13 protein-coding genes are annotated in these 17,013 nt (G+C 60.3%); 6 read left to right on the forward strand and 7 right to left on the reverse strand.

Annotated elements, in window-relative coordinates; translation table 11 throughout:
- Window positions 1-98: 98 nt before the first annotated feature.
- Both tnpA and DES53_RS26885 read right to left on the reverse strand, forming a co-directional pair.
- Entirely contained in the window at window positions 99-551 is a 453-nt protein-coding gene (tnpA, locus tag DES53_RS26880; protein ID WP_113961424.1) for an IS200/IS605 family transposase, read from the reverse strand.
- A gap of 245 nt (window positions 552-796) precedes the next feature.
- Window positions 797-6,736: an alpha-2-macroglobulin gene (locus DES53_RS26885; protein WP_113961425.1), complete on the reverse strand. Its 5,940-nt coding sequence runs from the start codon at window positions 6,734-6,736 to the stop codon at window positions 797-799.
- A 158-nt stretch (window positions 6,737-6,894) separates the two neighbouring features.
- Between DES53_RS26885 and DES53_RS26890 the strand changes: the two genes are divergently transcribed.
- Window positions 6,895-7,953 carry a zinc-dependent alcohol dehydrogenase gene (locus tag DES53_RS26890; protein WP_113961426.1) on the forward strand — a complete coding sequence of 353 codons (1,059 nt, stop codon included), beginning with the start codon at window positions 6,895-6,897 and terminating at the stop codon, window positions 7,951-7,953.
- Window positions 7,954-8,168: 215 nt separating this feature from the next.
- Here the strand turns inward: DES53_RS26890 and DES53_RS26895 are convergent, their stop codons facing one another.
- The 3 genes from DES53_RS26895 to DES53_RS26910 all read right to left on the reverse strand — a co-directional run bounded on the left by DES53_RS26895 (window position 8,169) and on the right by DES53_RS26910 (window position 11,209).
- Window positions 8,169-9,278 (reverse strand): redoxin domain-containing protein, encoded by a 1,110-nt coding sequence (locus DES53_RS26895; protein ID WP_170157440.1) that lies wholly within the window; start codon window positions 9,276-9,278, stop codon window positions 8,169-8,171.
- Between the two features lie 524 nt (window positions 9,279-9,802).
- Window positions 9,803-10,192: a cupin domain-containing protein gene (locus DES53_RS26905; RefSeq protein ID WP_113961428.1), complete on the reverse strand. Its 390-nt coding sequence runs from the start codon at window positions 10,190-10,192 to the stop codon at window positions 9,803-9,805.
- Window positions 10,193-10,339: 147 nt separating this feature from the next.
- A complete protein-coding gene (locus DES53_RS26910) occupies window positions 10,340-11,209 on the reverse strand; it encodes a hypothetical protein (protein WP_147263642.1) in 870 nt (289 codons plus the stop codon).
- A gap of 135 nt (window positions 11,210-11,344) precedes the next feature.
- Between DES53_RS26910 and DES53_RS26915 the strand changes: the two genes are divergently transcribed.
- The 5 genes from DES53_RS26915 to DES53_RS26935 all read left to right on the forward strand — a co-directional run bounded on the left by DES53_RS26915 (window position 11,345) and on the right by DES53_RS26935 (window position 15,106).
- Window positions 11,345-12,037 carry an ABC transporter ATP-binding protein gene (locus DES53_RS26915; RefSeq protein ID WP_113961430.1) on the forward strand — a complete coding sequence of 231 codons (693 nt, stop codon included), beginning with the start codon at window positions 11,345-11,347 and terminating at the stop codon, window positions 12,035-12,037.
- A 157-nt stretch (window positions 12,038-12,194) separates the two neighbouring features.
- Entirely contained in the window at window positions 12,195-13,085 is an 891-nt protein-coding gene (gene ilvE / locus DES53_RS26920; protein ID WP_113961431.1) for a branched-chain-amino-acid transaminase, read from the forward strand.
- Window positions 13,086-13,198: 113 nt separating this feature from the next.
- Window positions 13,199-13,777, forward strand: a complete 579-nt coding sequence (locus DES53_RS26925; protein WP_113961432.1) for a UvrB/UvrC motif-containing protein — start codon at window positions 13,199-13,201, stop codon at window positions 13,775-13,777.
- A 71-nt stretch (window positions 13,778-13,848) separates the two neighbouring features.
- The gene (locus tag DES53_RS26930; RefSeq protein ID WP_113961433.1) at window positions 13,849-14,298 is read left to right on the forward strand and encodes a hypothetical protein; all 450 of its coding nucleotides are present in this window, start codon (window positions 13,849-13,851) and stop codon (window positions 14,296-14,298) included.
- A 331-nt stretch (window positions 14,299-14,629) separates the two neighbouring features.
- Window positions 14,630-15,106: an RNA recognition motif domain-containing protein gene (locus tag DES53_RS26935; protein WP_113961434.1), complete on the forward strand. Its 477-nt coding sequence runs from the start codon at window positions 14,630-14,632 to the stop codon at window positions 15,104-15,106.
- A gap of 202 nt (window positions 15,107-15,308) precedes the next feature.
- Here the strand turns inward: DES53_RS26935 and DES53_RS26940 are convergent, their stop codons facing one another.
- Together DES53_RS26940 and DES53_RS26945 are read right to left on the reverse strand one after the other, a co-directional pair.
- Window positions 15,309-16,466: a serine hydrolase domain-containing protein gene (locus DES53_RS26940; protein ID WP_113961435.1), complete on the reverse strand. Its 1,158-nt coding sequence runs from the start codon at window positions 16,464-16,466 to the stop codon at window positions 15,309-15,311.
- Between the two features lie 8 nt (window positions 16,467-16,474).
- Window positions 16,475-16,945 (reverse strand): TPR end-of-group domain-containing protein, encoded by a 471-nt coding sequence (locus tag DES53_RS26945; RefSeq protein WP_147263643.1) that lies wholly within the window; start codon window positions 16,943-16,945, stop codon window positions 16,475-16,477.
- Window positions 16,946-17,013: the final 68 nt, after the last annotated feature.

Raw genomic sequence — 17,013 nt, forward strand, 5'->3', positions numbered from 1 at the left:
AGACAGCAGGAGCCCAGCCCAGGGTTAGGGAGCCTGAGCGACCGACACCCTGGGTATGCCAGGAACGGAATCGCGCTCTGAAAGAGCGCAGGAGATGGTCAATCCCAGACATAACGTTCGTCGAATTCGACGTCGTGTTTCCTCAGGAAGGCGCGGAACTCGTCTTGAAAGGAGTGTTTTTGGTGGTGTTCGCGTTGATTGCGGATGTATTCGCTCACAGCATCCACGTTAGAGGAACTCACGGAGAAGGCTCCGTAACCGTGCTGCCAGTAAAAATCACGGAACTGGACGTGTTGTCCACGAAGCCAATTCGTGGAACCCTTCTTCAAGTCTCGCACCACATTGCTGATAGTCGCGGTCCGTGACAGGAGAAACAACAAGTGCGCATGATCAGGCTCCGTGTTGATTTCCACGGATGAACAATCCGCCTCACGCAATACCCCACCCATGTAGTCGTGCAGCGCGGGACGGATTTCGTCCGGCAACACGCGCACGCGATCTTTCGTGGAGAAGATCAAGTGGAGGTAAACCTTGGCGAGGGACTGGGCCATGACGGGGTATACTACAACTCCTGCGCTCTTTCAGAGCGCCATGCTTTCCACCGCATACCCAGGGTGTCGGTCGCTTAGGCTCCCTAACCCTGGGCTAGGCTCCTGCTGTCTTTCAGACAGCGAGCTTCGGTAAGCTTGCGTGCCTATCATGAATACGCACGCTGAGCTCGAGTTCTCACTGCGAGGGAGACGAGTTCTCGGAAGGCACGAGATGAATGAATCGACGCTCATTTGTACTTTCCAAACTACTGCGCCGCCTCCACCACCAGCTTCCCTCCGAGGGCACGACCCTTGAAATTCTGGTCGTACATCGACTCGGCATACACTGGCGGTATCACAAAAGTGCCGGCGGCGATGGGTTTGATGCGGTAGGTGAAGACCTGGACGTCGCCTTTGCGCACGTTGGTGAAGAAGACGTTTCGGTCTTCGCGGACCTCTACGAAATCGGCACCGGGCATGGTGTTGCGGCCGGGGCGCAGGGTGCCCTGCTCCACTTCGAAACTGCCGGGGAGCAGATCCAGCAGGGCCACGTTTGTCTGGTCTTCGGGACTGATGTTTCGGATTACCAGTTTCACGGTGGCGCTCTGACCGACCTTCAGCTTTTCAATCGGCTTGCCATCTTTATCCATAAGCTCACGGAAGACTTCGAAGCCGTCTGTGATCTTGTCCTTGGCATCCCCCTTCTCGAACCCTGCTTCCACCACTTGGTAGAAGGCGCCGAGGTCTGAGTTGCCCTGATCCAGGTTGAACCGAATCGTGCCGGCATTGGCGCCAAAGGGCACATTCAAGATGCCCGCACTGGGTGGCACCAACAGCTTCGGCTCCACACCGGCGGCGCGGGCCACTTCGGTGATGCTCAGTTTCACATCGGACTTCTTCGCCAATGCGGTGTAGGCCTTGAGGGCCATGATGCTGGTGGCGCTGCTGATGGTATTGAAGCGATGCTTCGCGATTGGCTCCGTGATGACGGCGAGATCCTTGTAACCGAAATCACCCGCGATGTTCGGGAAATGGCGGCACATCAATGCAAAGGCCTGAGCATTGCGGACCTGCGGATCACTCCACCAGCCACCGAGCCAGCGTTCGAAGAACGGCTTGGGATCAGACTTGCGACGATACAGGTCCATGAGCGTGCGGCCTTCTTTCTCCTGCTTCAGCAACATGTAGGTGCTGGCAAGGTAGGCGGCGCTCAAGGTGCCCTCCCACTTGTCCTTGTACTCCTTCTCCAGCGTGTCACGGAGATTGAGCACCTGGTTCGTGGTGACTTCGCCGTTGCGCGTGAGCAGGTAGATCGCCGCCGCCTGGAAGTTCGCTTCTTCGAGGTTCGCTGTCTTGGCGCGGGCCATCTGCTTCATGCGATTGCGTGCGGCATCGAGGATGTCGCTCGGCACGGCATAGCCGGCATCGCGGGCTTCGGTGAGAAACTCGGTGACGTACACACTCAGGAAGTCCGGTTTGGCATCGCAGAAGCCGTCCCAGTAGCCGAAGCCACCGTTGCCGTGCTGTCGCGTACGCAAGAGCATGAAGGCAGCATCGAGTTGCTCGTTCGCCTCGGCCTTGTCGAAGCCGAAGTCGACTTCATCTGCGAGCAGCAGACGCGACATGGCGCGACTGGTGATCTGCTCCGAACAGCCGTAGGGATACTCGCGCAGGTAGGACTCCAGGCCGCGTGCCAGGCCGAGTGGCGCCGTGCTCACCGTGGCCGAGGTCTTTCGGAACTCGGGGAACATGTCACGGTTCACCGCGATGTCCTGCTTCCCAAGCCGGAAGTAACCGCTCTGCACATGCGTCATGTACGGCGTCGCGGGGCGCACGCTCAGTGTTGTGGATCGCTTCGCCTCTTCCCCACCGGCACTGGCGTGAAAGGTGAGCTCAGCGCCACCCAGTTCCCCCTTCACGCGCACCTTGAAGCGCGCCGTGGCTTCCTTACCAGGACCCACTTCCAGATTGCTCTCCAGCGGAGGCAGCACTACGAGATGCTCGGTGCCCTCAACCTTCAAGGCGATGGTTCCCGGTGCGGACGGACCTTCCAGGTTGTTCGCCACGGTGAGGCTTGCGGTGAATTCATCTCCCGGGGCGGCGAAGAAGGGCGCATTCGGCGTGAGCACGAACGGTCCTTTCACCGTGGCCTGAGCCTGGGCGGTGCCCACGATGTCCTCCGACACGGCTACAGCCATGATCTTCAGGCTGCCAGCAAAGTAGTCGGGCACATCATAGGTCACTTCCTGGCGGTCCGGGCCGCACTCTACAAGGCCACTCCAGAAGACGACGGGCGCTTCCTTGCGACGCTTGAAGGGATTGAGGTGCATCTTCAGCGCCACGTCTTCACTACCGCCGAAGGCCTTCTGCTTCATGAGCTGGCTGAATTCCGGCAAGATGAGATCGAGGATCTGCTCGCTCTCCACTTCGAGCGCGCGCTTGCGCATGAAGTGCTTCAGTGGATCCGGCAGCTTGTAGTTAGTCACCTGGTGGATGCCTTCATCCACGGCATACACCACGATGCGTCCCGGTTTGGTCGTCTTGAAACCGATGGTCATGGTGGTGCCGGGCTTCACGCGCTGCGGTGCATCCAGTTCCACGAGCATGCGACGCTTGTTCTCATCCACAGCGAAAGGCTGCACGGCATAGCTCAAAGGACTGGTGAAGACCTCCGGTGAATCCAAGGCACGCACGAAGGAGACGTTCACGTAACCGGTGCCCTCCAGGCCTTCCGGCACCATGATGCTGTGGGTTGCGCTGGGCGTGCCCTGCTTGATCCACTGCCAGCCGAGCACACGGTCACGCTCAATGGTTGCCAGACCAGCTCCCGTGAATGGCGCACGCAGGCTGAACTCCAGCGGCTGACCGCTCTGCAGGCTCGTACGCGCCAGCTTCATTTCCAGCTCGGCGTCACGTTCCAGGCTGCGCTCGGCGTCACCCTTGCCTACCACGGTAAAGGCGGTGGCGCACACCACGTTCCCTTCGCCATCGCGCAGCTCGAAGCGGTACTCACCCGCCTTGTTCGTCGGCAGGGTGAAGCTCGCACCATCGGCGGCCAGCGGCAGAGCGCCTTCGCTGATGGACTGCTCCCGCTTCGTGGAGACGTAGGCGTAGTTGCCGTTCTCCTGCTTGGTGAGCACGGACACATGCTTGATGTGCAGGATGTGCTGCGTCAGGCCGGGCACGGCCAGCAGGCTCTGGTCCGGCCCCACTGCGATCATCTTCAGGCTGCGTGGTGTATCCAATCCTATGTAGGAAAGGTCGCCATCTGCCTTCCAGCCGACCACATACGGCAGCGGCGCCACCAGGAAGGTCTGCGCGCCACGCACGCTGCGCCCCCCATCCGGCTCGAACCCTTCCGTGAAAAACTCCGCGCTGAAGACACCGTCGCTGAAGCGCTCCAGAGCCAGGTTGAAGACGGCGTTGCCATTGTCATCCGTGGTCTGCTCGCCGAGTTGCACCTCCGTGCCTGCAGCGGCGGATTCGTTGTCCTGCTCCTCCTCGTCTTCATCCTTCAAGCGATTGTGGAAGGTGAAGTCGGGAAATTTCGGGAAGGAGAAGTTCGCGGGATCCAGCGTGAGCTTGGCCGTCACGCGACGCTTCGCGGCGGGCATGCCGAAGAGTGTCTGTAGATTGATGGTGGCCTTCACATCACCCGGCTGCACCCAGGCGAGTCCCGGAGGCGTGCTCAGGGTGACGCCCAGCTTCATGCGGTCCGGCTGGAAGTCCTCCACGCGGAAGCCTGTCCGGCTTAGCAGGATGCGATTCCCCTCATCGTCCGGGTTCGGCAGCAAGTAGAGTCGCGCGGTGTAGGTGCCAGTCGGCGACTCTTCTGCGGTCTCCACTTCTGTATCAAAGAAACCGTCTTCACTGAGGGCTATCTGCTGGGTATCGAGCAGTTCCTCTTTCGAGTCACGCACCTCCAGTACGAGGGGCAACCCATCCAGCTGGCCAGCCCAGTCGCGGCGCTTGGCAATGCCGCCCACGTGTACCTTGTCACCCGGGCGATAGACGCCACGTTCGGTGAAGAGAAAGCCATCCAGCGCTTCCTTTTCTGAGGCGAGAACACCTTCGATATCGAAGCGCGAGAAATCCAGCAGACGATCCGGCCGATGGAAGGGCAAGAAGGCCACATCATTCCCCGAGCGGGCGATGACACACACGGGCAGCTTCTCACGACGGAAGTGCTCCACGTTCGGCACGCTGGCGTGACCCTGCGCATCCGTGGTAGTTTCATGCAGGAACTCGCCATTCTTCGCCAGCGTGATGATCTTCACCTCCGCCGCGGGTTCACCCTTCATCAGGCTCTGCACGAAGATCTCACGCGAGGCATCCGCATTCCGCTTTTGCAGAATGCCAAGATCGGTCACGAGGATGAAGCGACTCGCCGCCACATTCTCACCCACGCGCACCCACTTGGCCTCGGCTTCCTCGGAGTCCGTGCCCACATCCTCGCCTTCTTCGTTCTGCTGCTCATCTTCGTTGCGCTCGCGCACGCCTTCCACGGTCAGGAAGAAGAGACCGCGCGAGGCATCCGGATCATTGGTGTCCTGGGAGTTCAGTGCGTTGGTGAAGTCAAAGGTGCTGTAGTTCGCCTGGTATTCATTCGGCATCACCACGTCGCGCACTTCGCGGTGCACGCGGGAGATGTTGTACTCATCGAAGTCCGTTTTCCAGTAGGGCGACTCGAAGTCACCACCCGTGAGCCGGGCGAGGTGATTGATCTGGCTGAAGGGCACGCGAGCGAGTGTGATGCGCAGGTGCTGCACACCACGGTATTTCAGGCTCAGCTTCTTTTCCCCGTTCAGGGCCAGCACGCCACCGGCACCCTGGATTTCCACTTCCTTGGGAAGCTCCGGCACATCATCCAGAGCGAGGTGTTCCTTGCCCAGGCGGAAGCCGCCGAGGGCCTGCACACCATTGGTGATGCGTACAAAGAGACGCCCCACTCCGGGCGGCTGCATCTTGAAGGCGTGCATCGCGGCCATGGGAGCGTCTTCATCCTTCTCTGCCTCCACGCGCTTCAGCGGGATGGGCTTCGAGGCGCTGATGACCGCCGGGGTGATCTCACCCGTGTTCGGCCAGTCATAGTCTTCCACCGCAGGACCCGCCGGGCTGGCGGCTTTGTCCTTGGGCAAGAGCCAGACGGAGACATGTTTCTCCAGTTCTTCCCCTGTGACATAGCCGGTCGTTTCCAGGAAGAGGAACTGCTCGGGCTCACCCTCTTCCGTGCGCACGATGTCGGTGCGTACTTCCTTGATGAAGAAACCGGTGGTCACGTCGGGCACACGCACCTTCGTGGTGACACCCGTTTCGGTCACTGCTCCGCCTTGGGTATTGGCGAGCCCTTTCGTGAGGGTCACGTTCACAAAGTCTTCCTTCTCCGGAACCGCAATGCGCGTCGTGCGCACATAGTACTCCCGCTGATGCGCCCCTTCCGTCACGGTGAAGAAGGTATCGGGGGTCTTGCCCCCGTAGTTGAAGATGGGCGTCTTCCCCAGCACGTCGAGAGTGATGTGTTTCTCCACCTCATCCTTCGTCACCGGGTGGCTGAAGTTCAGGTTCACCGTGATCTGGTGCACCGAAGGGTCCTTCGGGTCCGTGTAAAACTCACTGCTCGTCACCTTGGCCACGAGCGGCGGGGTGGTGAATTTCCACTGTGCCTCCTTGAGCTTTGTGGCAGGAGGCAGGGTTTCCTTGTCAAAGGACACAGTGTACTCGTTAGCAGCGGGCCAGTAGTCCTGCGAAGTCTGGAAGACGAGTTTCTTGTCCGTCACCCATTTCCACTCGCCGGGCATGGCAGGCTTCATGGTCACGCCCTTGGTGGCGGCTTTGCCCACGGATTCCAGAGGGGCGATGGAGCTGGAGAAGTCCAGCACCACGGGCTGCACGACCGGTTTGTTCTTCACGATGGGCGTGACGCCCGGAGCCACGAGCTTGCTGGTGATTTCCCGAATCTCCACCAGTGGCGTGGGTCGCGATTTGTATTTCTCCACCCAATGGTACCACCCGTATCCACCCGCGATCGTCACACCCGTCGCTACAATGATCGATGCCCAAACGCCGGGGCCCCGGCGCATGCTATCAAGGACACTTCCGCTGGTGGACACGAGCCACCCGGGAGGCTGGTACTTGAAATCTCCAAAGACCGCGCGGGAAAGCCGTCCCCAGTTGCGCGGCATCAACAAAGCCAGATGTCGGAACATATAAAGTCTTCCGAGTGGATGTAGTACTGCATCCGGCAGTGACAGCAAGAAACGCAGTAGGGAAATGTTTTTACAATTGGGTGCTTTCGGAAGCCTCGCCTTCCGCTTGACCCCGCCACGGATCGTCCGAAGCTGACATTCTTTCCCTCTCCCCTTCCATGAAAGCGCTCACCCTCACTGCCCCCTCCGAGTTTGAATTTGGCGACGCCCCGGCTCCCCAGCCTGCCGCCGGACAGGTGCTGGTGGATGTGAAGGCCTGTGGCATCTGCGGCAGCGACCTGCATGGCATGGATGGACGCAGCGGCCGCCGCATCCCCCCCATCATCATGGGCCACGAAGCCGCTGGCGAAATCAGCGCCGTGGGTGAAGGCGTGAGCGACTGGAAGGTGGGCGACCGCGTGACCTTCGACTCCACGGAATACTGCGGCGAGTGCCCCGACTGCAAGGCGGGCTTCGTGAATCTCTGCAAAAACCGCCGCGTGCTCGGCGTGTCCTGCGGCGACTACCGCCGCCACGGCTGCTTTGCCGAGCAGGTGGTGCTGCCCCAGCACATCCTTTTCAGCATCCCGGACGCCCTCAGCTATGAAAAGGCGGCCTTCGCTGAGCCGGTGAGCATCGCGCTGCACGCGGTGAACCTGGCGCCGAAGCCCAACCAGGGCGCCATGGCCACCACCACCCGGCAGGAATGCGCCGTGGTCGTGGGCGCTGGCTTGATTGGCCTCCTGGTACTACAGGCGCTGAAGGCGCGCGGCTGGTCCCGCGTGTATGCAGTGGACCTTGATGACTCCCGTCTCGCCCTGGCGAAGAAGCTGGGTGCGGAGGAAGTCTTCAATGCCAAGGAGGAGAACCTTGCCGCCAAGCTGAAGGAACTCGGCGGTGGCGATGGTCTCGATGCCAGCTTCGAAGTGGTGGGCGCAGCCCAGCCTCTGGACTTGGCCATCCGCAGCGTGCGCAAGGGTGGCACCGTGGTGCTGGTGGGCAACCTCCAGCCGAATACCCCCTTCCCCCTGCAGGAAGTCGTCACCCGCCAGATCACCCTGCGCGGCTCCTGCTCCAGCGCCGGTGAGTATCCGGAAGCCATTGAGCGCATCCAGGATGGCAGCATCCAGGTCGAGCCCCTGCTCAGCATCGTGGCCCCCCTGAGCGAAGGCGCCCAGTGGTTCCACAAGGGCGTGCAGCCGGGAAATGGGCTGCTCAAGGTGGTGCTGAAGCCTTGAGGTGATTTCACCTCAGGGACGGAAATCCCACTGATTTTTAGCCGCAAAAAAGACGCAAAAAACACAAGAGGGATGGCCTCTTGGGTGGCGCTGCACCACTTGAGGTAGCAGTACCCAGCACCGATCCCTTTTGAGTTTTTTGCGTCTTTTTGCGGCTAACTCGGTCTGGTCAACATGCCCACACACGTGAACATGCCGACCGACTCTCAACGTCACTACGGCTTGTAGTAGCGGCCCATGTACTTGAGGATTTCCGCGCGGAGTTCTTCGCCGTCGATCAGCCCGCTGTGGCGCCAGATGACGCTTCCGTCCGGGGCGACGAGGACGGTGTGGGGCAGCGGGCCGGGCCACTCGGGATCGAGGGCTTTCACGAGGGCGTCCGGGCTGGGGCCGGTGTAGATGTAGCTGTTGGTGGTGCGGTTCTCCGCCTTGAGGGAGGCTTTGATTTTGTCCGGCATGGCGGCCTGATACTTCTCCAGGAAGGTCTTCACCTGATCCTTCAGCTGAGGGCGGTCCATGCTGATGGTGATCATCTCAAAGTCACGCAGGCCGAACTTGCGGGCGGTCTTGGCCAGCTCGGGAAACTCCTCCACACACGGCGCGCACCACGTGGCCCAGACATTGAAGAGGCGGACTTTCTTGGTGCCGTTCTTGCGCAGGGCGGCGACGCCATCAGCATCGATGAGTTCCACGTCCACGGTGGCCTTGGCCCATTTCTCGTCATCCACGGCGACGGCGGATTTTTTGGTGAGCCACTTGGTGGAGCAGCCATGGGGACGCGTCTCCGCCACCGGGACGGGCTTGCCTGCCAACAAAGCTTCAATGGCATTCTGCGCACTCGGCGTCTTCACGGAACCTTCATCGACGAAGCGCGAGTCATCGAACTCACCCTTGTAGGCCAGCTTCCGCTTGCCATCGAAGATGAAGATGTGGGGAGTCGCGAGGCAGCCGTACGCCATGGCCATCGCCTGGGTCTCGCCGTCGTAGAGGTAGGGGAAGTTGAAGCCCTGCTCCTTCGCGTGCAGCTTCATCTCGGGGAAGCTGTCGTTGTATTTGGAATAGCCCAGCTCATCCGGACGCAGACCCACCGGGTTATTTGGATTCACCGCCACAAAAGTCACCCCCTTGTCCTTGGTCTGCTCCACCAGCTTTTTCAGGCGTCCTTCGATGGCTTGCGATTCTGGGCAGTGATTTGAGATGAAGGCGATGACCAGAATCTGCGCGTCCTTGTAGCTATCCAGCGTGTGCGTCTTGTCATCGATGCCCGACAACGAGAAGGGCGGGGCGACATCGCCGATGGCCAGCTCACGGAAGGCTTCGGGCATGCCGGAGGATTTTTTCTTGGCAGGAGCGGGGGCCGATGGAGAAGCCGGAACTGGTGCAACCGATTTTGGAGGCTCCGATTGGGCGGAAAGCACCCCGCCAACAAGTGAAGCAGCCAGCAAATAGAAGAGTCGGACATTCATGATCATAGGGGGCGGGCGAAGAGCCAGACACACTTGGCTTAGCGAGAGGAAATCAGAAAAAGAGGTGCAATGCCAACCATCATTCCAACGACGTTCAAGGTGAAGAAAATCGCCCTCGGAACGCGAGCCCTGACCTGCCGTTCGACTTTGTGCATAGAAATGCAGCTGAACACCAAGGTCACCGGCGCTCCATATAGGGACACTATCTCGACCATCCCCCAGAACGAGTAAGGCAGCTTGGACCACACCATGCTGTCTGCGGTGTATGACATGGCTATCGCCGCCACCGTCCCAAGCGTAGCGACACAACTCGCTACAAGCCACCCAAAGGTGGATGATTCAGAGAACGATCCATCTCTTCTGCGCATGGTATCCGCGCCATTTTATACCTCAAACTCATCCGCCGGGTCAAACGGCGGCATGGGCACATTGATGATGCGGAGGTTTCCCACGGCGCGGTGCACGCAGCCGGGGCGGATCATGATGCTGGTCATCGGCTTGAGCGGGATGCGTTCGCCATCCGCTTCCAGATAGCCTTCGCCCTCCAGCACGATGTAGATCTCCGTCATCTTCTTGTGGTAGTGGAGCTTGCTGTCCACGGAGATGTCCGTGAGGTGCACACTGGCGAGGGTATTCCAGGGTTCCTTGAAGGCCCGGCGCGCCTGGCCGCAGGGACATGGCGTTGGCGGAATGTCATCGAGCTGGGCAACGGCGAAACGCTTCTGGCCGGAAGCTACAGAGACCGGAGCAATGTCGGGGGAAGTGGCAGACATGATGACCCAACGAAGCAGGGGCGGGTGATTTCACAAGGAAGAGTGAAATCCGGGTATCCAGTAAACAGTGTTCAGTAATCAGTATTCAGAAGCTTCCCTCTGATTACTGACTTACTGTTTACTGACCTACTGAATACTTCGGCGCTGCTACTTCACCGGCTTCACGGTCCGCTTCAGCGTAAACGGAGCGCTCAATTCCAGCGCTGTGCCCGGGGGCAGCTTCGGGTCATTGGCTTTCGCGCCGGAGACCTTGAGCGTGCCTTGCAGGTTCATTTCCACATCGACCATGTCGCGAGGTTCGCGCCAGATGTCCCCCTGCACATCCAGCGTGATGGTGGCGGGATTTTTCTCGCTGGGGGCGATTTTGAAGAAACCGGTCACTCCAAGCCGGGCGCAGCGGGAGCCAGCCTTTTCCTCTACGTCCACGAAGGTGAAGTTCAGGTCGATGGTCAAGGGCGACGCCGTCTTCCCATTTCCCTTGGTGAGAAAGGTGGTGTCCGCCTTCCACGTCTCACCCTTTTTCCGGGCCTGGGTGCCATAAAGGTAAGGCCAGAGGGCGAGCAGACCGGTGCGACCGGCGAAGGCATCGAGTGCCTTCTGTTCCTCCTGCGAAGGCTTCACGTCCTTGAACTCGAACTTCCACGCATCTTGTTCCTTCTTCCCGAGCATCTTCTTGCCTAGCAGCACACCGCCCTGCATTTGATCTGCTGTCTGCCCGAGAAAGGCGAGCGTGCCCTGCAGGGTGCTCTCCTGCATCCGGGCCTCCTGCCTGCCCACGCCGGTGTGCTTCCGCTCCACGATCTCGTGAAAGCTGAAGTATCCGCCACCATCAATGGCTTGATTCCCGGAGCCCACACTGATCTTCATCCCAGCGACTTCCATGCTGACGTCCTCCTGCCAGGTGGATCCGCGTTGAGGCTCCTGCGGTCGCCAGAGCACGGCGGACTGGGAGAAACACGGGGTGGCCAAAAAAATGGTGAGCGCCGTGATGAGGAGCAGGTGGGAAGGCGGAAGCATGGACGCGAACAGGTCGGAAGTCAGGGAGTCAATGTTCAACGGGGATGACGTGGTGCGTGAGAACATGGTTACTGTGGGCCGGAATCAGAAACCTCGCGCTTGCAGTCGTGGCAGTCACCGCCACGGTGGGCAGCGATGCCTGATACCCCCGCGCTCGAAGTGAAAGACGTGCACCGCCGCTACCATCTGGCGGGGCATGAACTGCATGTGCTCAAGGGCATCTCGCTCCGGGTCGAGCCAGGCGAAAAGGTCTTCCTCTGCGGCGCGTCTGGCTCGGGCAAGACGACACTGCTGTACATCCTCGGTGGGCTGGAGAGGCCTACTGAGGGGGATGTCTACATGTCCGGCCAGCCCATGTATGCCGCCAGCAAGAACAAGCGGGCCCAGATGCGAAACACCGGCCTCGGCTTCGTCTTCCAGAACTACCACCTGCTCCCGGAGCTCACCGCCTTGGAGAATGTGATGCTCCCCTCCCTCATCAAGGGCAAGCCCACCGAATCGCGGGCGAAGGAGCTGCTGGGGCGCGTGGGTCTGGGCCAGCGTCTGGATCACCTCCCCACAGAGCTCTCCGGCGGCGAGCAGCAGCGCGTGGCCCTGGCCCGCTCCCTGATCAATGATCCCCCCATCCTTCTGGCCGACGAACCGACGGGAAACCTGGATGCCGCGACGGGAAAGCAGATCATGGATCTCCTTTTCGAAATCGTGAGTGAATCCAAGAAGACTCTCGTGGTAGTGACCCATGACGCCACCCTCGCCGAACGCGGCGACCGGAAGCTGGTGATCAAGCAGGGACAGCTGGAGGGGGGCATCGATCTGGGGAAGTCCTGAGTGGTTTCGTGCAGAAAACCGCCGACCTCGCGCCAGAGGGAAATGGTCGGTGGGGTCAAGAGCCGGGCAAATGAGAAACAGTCCCCCAGATTCACCGGTATGACAGGCCACACCGGGCTTGCACTTCTGGCTACTTCAGGCATCCTTCGCCCCTCCCATGGCCAAGCCCCTTCTCATCTACCTCGATGGCAACCTCGTTCCGGAAACGGAGGCGAAGATCAGTGTGTTCGATCACGGTCTGCTTTATGGCGATGGGGTCTTTGAAGGCATCCGCTTTTACAATGGCCGTGTGTTCCGCCTGACGGAGCACCTCAACCGTCTGTACGAGTCCTCCAAGTCCATCCTGCTGAACGTGCCCCTCACCTTTGAGGAGATGGAAAAGGCCACGCTGGATACCATCGCCGCCAACGGCCTGCGCGACGGCTACATCCGCCTGGTGATCACCCGTGGTGTGGGTCCCCTGGGGCTGAACCCTTACCAGTGCCCAAAGGCGAGCGTGTTTGTCATCGCCAGCAGCATCTCCCTGTATCCGCAGGAGAAGTATGATTGCGGTCTCACCATGGTGACCTGCGCCACGCGCCGCCCCACGGTGGCTGCACTCAGCCCGCAGGTGAAATCGCTCAACTACCTGAACAACGTGATGGCCAAGATCGAGGCCATCCAAGGTGGCGGCGAAGAAGGCGTGATGCTCAATGAACAGGGCTATGTGGCCGAGTGCACGGGCGACAATCTCTTCCTCGTGAAGCGCGGTGAAGTCTTCACCCCGCCCATCTCCGCCGGTGGCCTTGATGGCATCACCCGCCGCGCCGCCATGGACCTGCTCACGGAAATGGGTGTGCGCATCCACGAGGTGAACATGACCCGTCATGACATCTTCACCGCGGATGAGTGCTTCCTCACCGGTACTGCCGCTGAGGTCATCGCCGCCGTGGCGCTCGACCGCCGTCTCATCGGCGATGGCAAGCCGGGCCCGCTCACGCAGAAGCTCGTGGCGAAGTTTAAGGCGCTGGTAAACTCCACCGGCACTCCGGTGACGTATCCAGTTTGATGGGTGATGCGTTAGCATCTAGTAGTAGGACAACGTAAGCCGCCTCGTGCGATACACGTGCCGTCCTGCTGCGTTCCTTTCTGTCACTCTCATCCTCCTACGCGCCTCCTTCCATGAAATGTGACATGTGTGACAACGAAGCCACCGTCTTCCTGACCCAGATCGTGGATGGGAAGATGACCAAGGCAAATCTCTGCGAGAAATGCTCGAAGGAGAAGGGTGTCACCGATCCTGCGGGCTTCCAGCTCGCGGACTTCCTGCTGGGCACTGGTCAGCAGAAGAAGAGTCGCGCTGCCGCCGTGGAAGATGATACCCTGGCCTGCCCGGCCTGTGGCTTCACCCGTGCCCACCTCAAGAAGATTGGCCGCATGGGCTGCCCCGAGTGCTACCACACCTTTGCCGACGATCTGGAAAACATGCTGCGCGCCATGCACAAGGGCACCCGGCACGTGGGCAAGGTGCCAGGCAAGCAGCCCGCCTTCTCCTCATCTGCGCCGGCGAGGGAGGAAATCGGCAGACCAGCCCCCGTGGCCACGGCACCACCGCCTCCTGCACCCAAGCCTGTGAGCCCCAAGAAACGCATGGCCGACCTCAAGGCTCAAATCGAGCGGGCAGTCGCGGAAGAACGCTTCGAGGATGCTGCCAAGCTGCGGGATGAAATCCGGGCTCTGGAGAGCGAAACCCAGGCCTGAGGTGAAATGCCGGGGGCAGGTGGCAAATTTCCTGCAACAAAGGCCCGGCAGGTGAGTTAAATTGGGCAGTCATGGAACCCTTCTCGAAAGACGATCCGCTTCACAAGCTCCTCGGCAAAAGCCGGGTGGCGGAGCCTCGTCCCAACTTCACACAGAACGTGTTGCGCGCCGTCCGGCAGGAACCCCAGAGGATGGGTTTCTGGGAGCGCTGCCGTGCGTGGCTGGAGGAGGAAAGTGCCTTCAAGAAGCTCAACCATGGTGTTTTGGCCACTGCTGCCGTCCTAACCTTGTCGCTGGTGGTCTGGAAACAGACCGACACGTCTGCGGGCAACCGTACTGATGTGGCAGCTTCCAAGTCAGCTACCTCCAGTGAAGCAGTGGAAGCAGTCTCTACTGCGGATGTGCCTGTGGAAGCTGTGGTGGCCTCAGAGCTGGAGAGTCTGGATCACCTGAGCGTGATGCTGGCCCAGCAGGATGCGTCCGCAATGACGGACAGTGAAATCGTCTCGCTCTTGTATTGATCCTCAATTCCAGGATCTGCTCCCTCGTCCAAAAAGACGACCATGGACGCGGCCGACTGCGATGAGCCATGCATGCCACACTGATACGGCGAAGGAATGCATTCTACTCATTACAGAAACGAAGCGTTGCTTTCCGTCTGGGGCTAAAACTTTTGCCAATGCTTCGTCATTACAGGCAGCGGAATGCAAAATTGTTGACTTCCATTTCGGGAAGGCGACATATGCGCGCCGCTTTCCGTCAGGGGGCTGGCAGGTTAGTGTATCTGGTTTTACGCCATGGAATCGATTCACTCTGTGCAAACCATGGCGGCTTTAGTGAAAGATAAACCAGATGAACCTCTACGTCAGTAACCTCAGCTACAACCTGACCGACAACGAACTGCGCGAAACTTTTGAGCGGTATGGTGCCGTCTCGCATGCGCGGATTATCCTCGATCGCGAAACCGGGCGTTCCCGTGGTTTTGCCTTCGTCGAAATGCCCAATGATGAAGAAGCCCGTGCGGCAATCAATGGCCTGAACAACGCAGACCTCGGCGGTCGCCCCCTCAAGGTGGTGGAAGCCCGTCCCCGTGAAGAGCGTCCCTACACTCCCCGTCCTGGCGGTGGCGGTGGCGGCGGCGGCGGTTACAAAGGCGGCGGCGGTGGCGGTGGTGGTGGCGGCGGCTACAAAGGCGGTGGCGGCGGCGGTGGTGGTTACAAGGGCGGCGGCGGTGGCGGTGGCGGTGGCTATCGCGACAAGGACAAGCGCGGCAGCTGGGATCGCGGCAAGCGCGATGGCGGCTTCGGCGGCGACGACGGCGGCTGGTAATCCCACCCCGGAGCTGGTTTTTCCTGCTTCCTGAAACGAACAATCTTCAAAAGCGGCACAGGGTTCCTGCGCCGCTTTTTTGTGTGCCATGGACTTCAAGGTTCAAGTAGAGCGCGGTGAGCTTTCCAAGACAGAGAGCTTGCCACCTTTCTGAGGGGACAAGAGTGTCCCCTTGGTGCTTACAAGCACTTGAGATCCCACTTCACCCCAACGCTCGCACCAGCGATAGCGTCCTCTCACCCGGCAGCGCTCCGAGTTCCATCTGGTTCATCACATAGGCAAATGAGAGCTTCCGCCCCGGGTCTGCAAAGGCGAGGCTACCGCCGGCGCCGGGATGACCAAACGCGCGAACGCCTGAGCCATAGATGTTGCGGAGTTTTTCTCCACTCGCATCCACCGCATCCTTCATCACGCCTGCGGCGAAGGCGATGGGGGCGTGCAGCACGGCATCCTCCTGCTGGGAAATGGTGGTCTCCAGCCATGACAGCACCGTTTCGCTCACATACCGCCTGCCGCGCCACTCCCCGCCTTGGGCCAGCATCGCGTAGAAACTGGCCAATCCACGAGCGGACCCCACGCCACCCATGCTGGCATAACCCGGCGCGAGTGATTCATACCGGTTCATCTCCTGCACCGCGCTCAGCCCGGCCGGTGATGCAAAGGTGCGTGATGTGACCGACCCGCGTGCATTGAAGGCCTGAAAAAAAGGCTCCTTCCCCAGCTCCGGCCGCAACTTCCCCGGATAGAGCGTGGCCACGCGCGACATCAACTCCTGTGGAAGCCCAATCCAGAAGTCGATGCCCATGGGGTCCCTGAAACGCTCGTGAAAGTGAGCACCCAGCGAGCTGGCTCCCGTGAGTCGACGGACGATTTCATCCAGCAGAAAGCCAAACGTTCGCGCATGATACCCCTGCTGTGTGCCGGGAGGAAACAGAGGTGCCTGTTTCTCAATCGCGGCAATCACCAAAGCGTAGTCGTTCATCGGCACCGCTTCATCCAACACGCTCAGGCCCGCTGTGTGGGAGAGCAACTGACGCAGGGTGACGTCCTGCTTCCCTCCCCCAGCGAACTCCGGCCAGATTTCACAGACTCGCGATTCCAGGGAAATGCCTGCCTCCTCCATGGCCACAAGGCAGATCACGGCAGCCGGTCCTTTCGTGGCACTCCACACCGGCACCATGCTATCCTCGGTCCATGGCTGGGTCCGCTCGCGCGTTGTGTGCCCTTGGGACAAGTGGACCACTTCCTCGCCCTCAATGAAGACCGATACGGAGGCGCCGATCTCACCGCGCTCGCAGAAGTTTGCTTCAAAAGCGTCCGTCAGCGCCTGCTTGAGATTCCCGATATCCGTGGATGCCATGACCTGCTCTACAGCAGGTCCTTCACATCCACCAGATCCGGGTCGCGACGCGCGGACTTTTTCAGGGCGGCATCCATCTCGAAGGATCGCTCCAGCATCACGAGCGCATTGGTGAAATCACCAAGTCTCGCGTGATAGCACCCGACATTGTAAAAGAAGACCGCGCGCTCCTGCAGCGAGGGCGGGCCGTTCACCAGGAGGTCCAGAGCTTCCTTGGTGCGACCCAGCTCATGCAGGCAGTAGGCTTCATGGATGAAGCCGCCAGGCTCGGTGGGTTGCTTCTCACGGAGACGGCGGGCGAGAGCCAGGGCATCCTCCCAGCGCTTTTCCCCCATGAGACTGAGGACAAAAATCTCCATCACGTCGCCACGCGAGAGCATTTCCGCAGGGAGCGAGTTCAGCTCGCGCCACACTTCCTGGTACATGCCGAGCTCAAGGTATCCCTGCGCGGCGAGGATGCTGCGATCATGGGGATTCATGCGGTACACAATGCCTGGCGGTCATGAGCAGTATGCGGGCAAACTCGCATCTCATTTGCAAGCGTGCC

This window comes from Roseimicrobium gellanilyticum, from assembly GCF_003315205.1.
Classification (GTDB): domain Bacteria; phylum Verrucomicrobiota; class Verrucomicrobiia; order Verrucomicrobiales; family Verrucomicrobiaceae; genus Roseimicrobium; species Roseimicrobium gellanilyticum.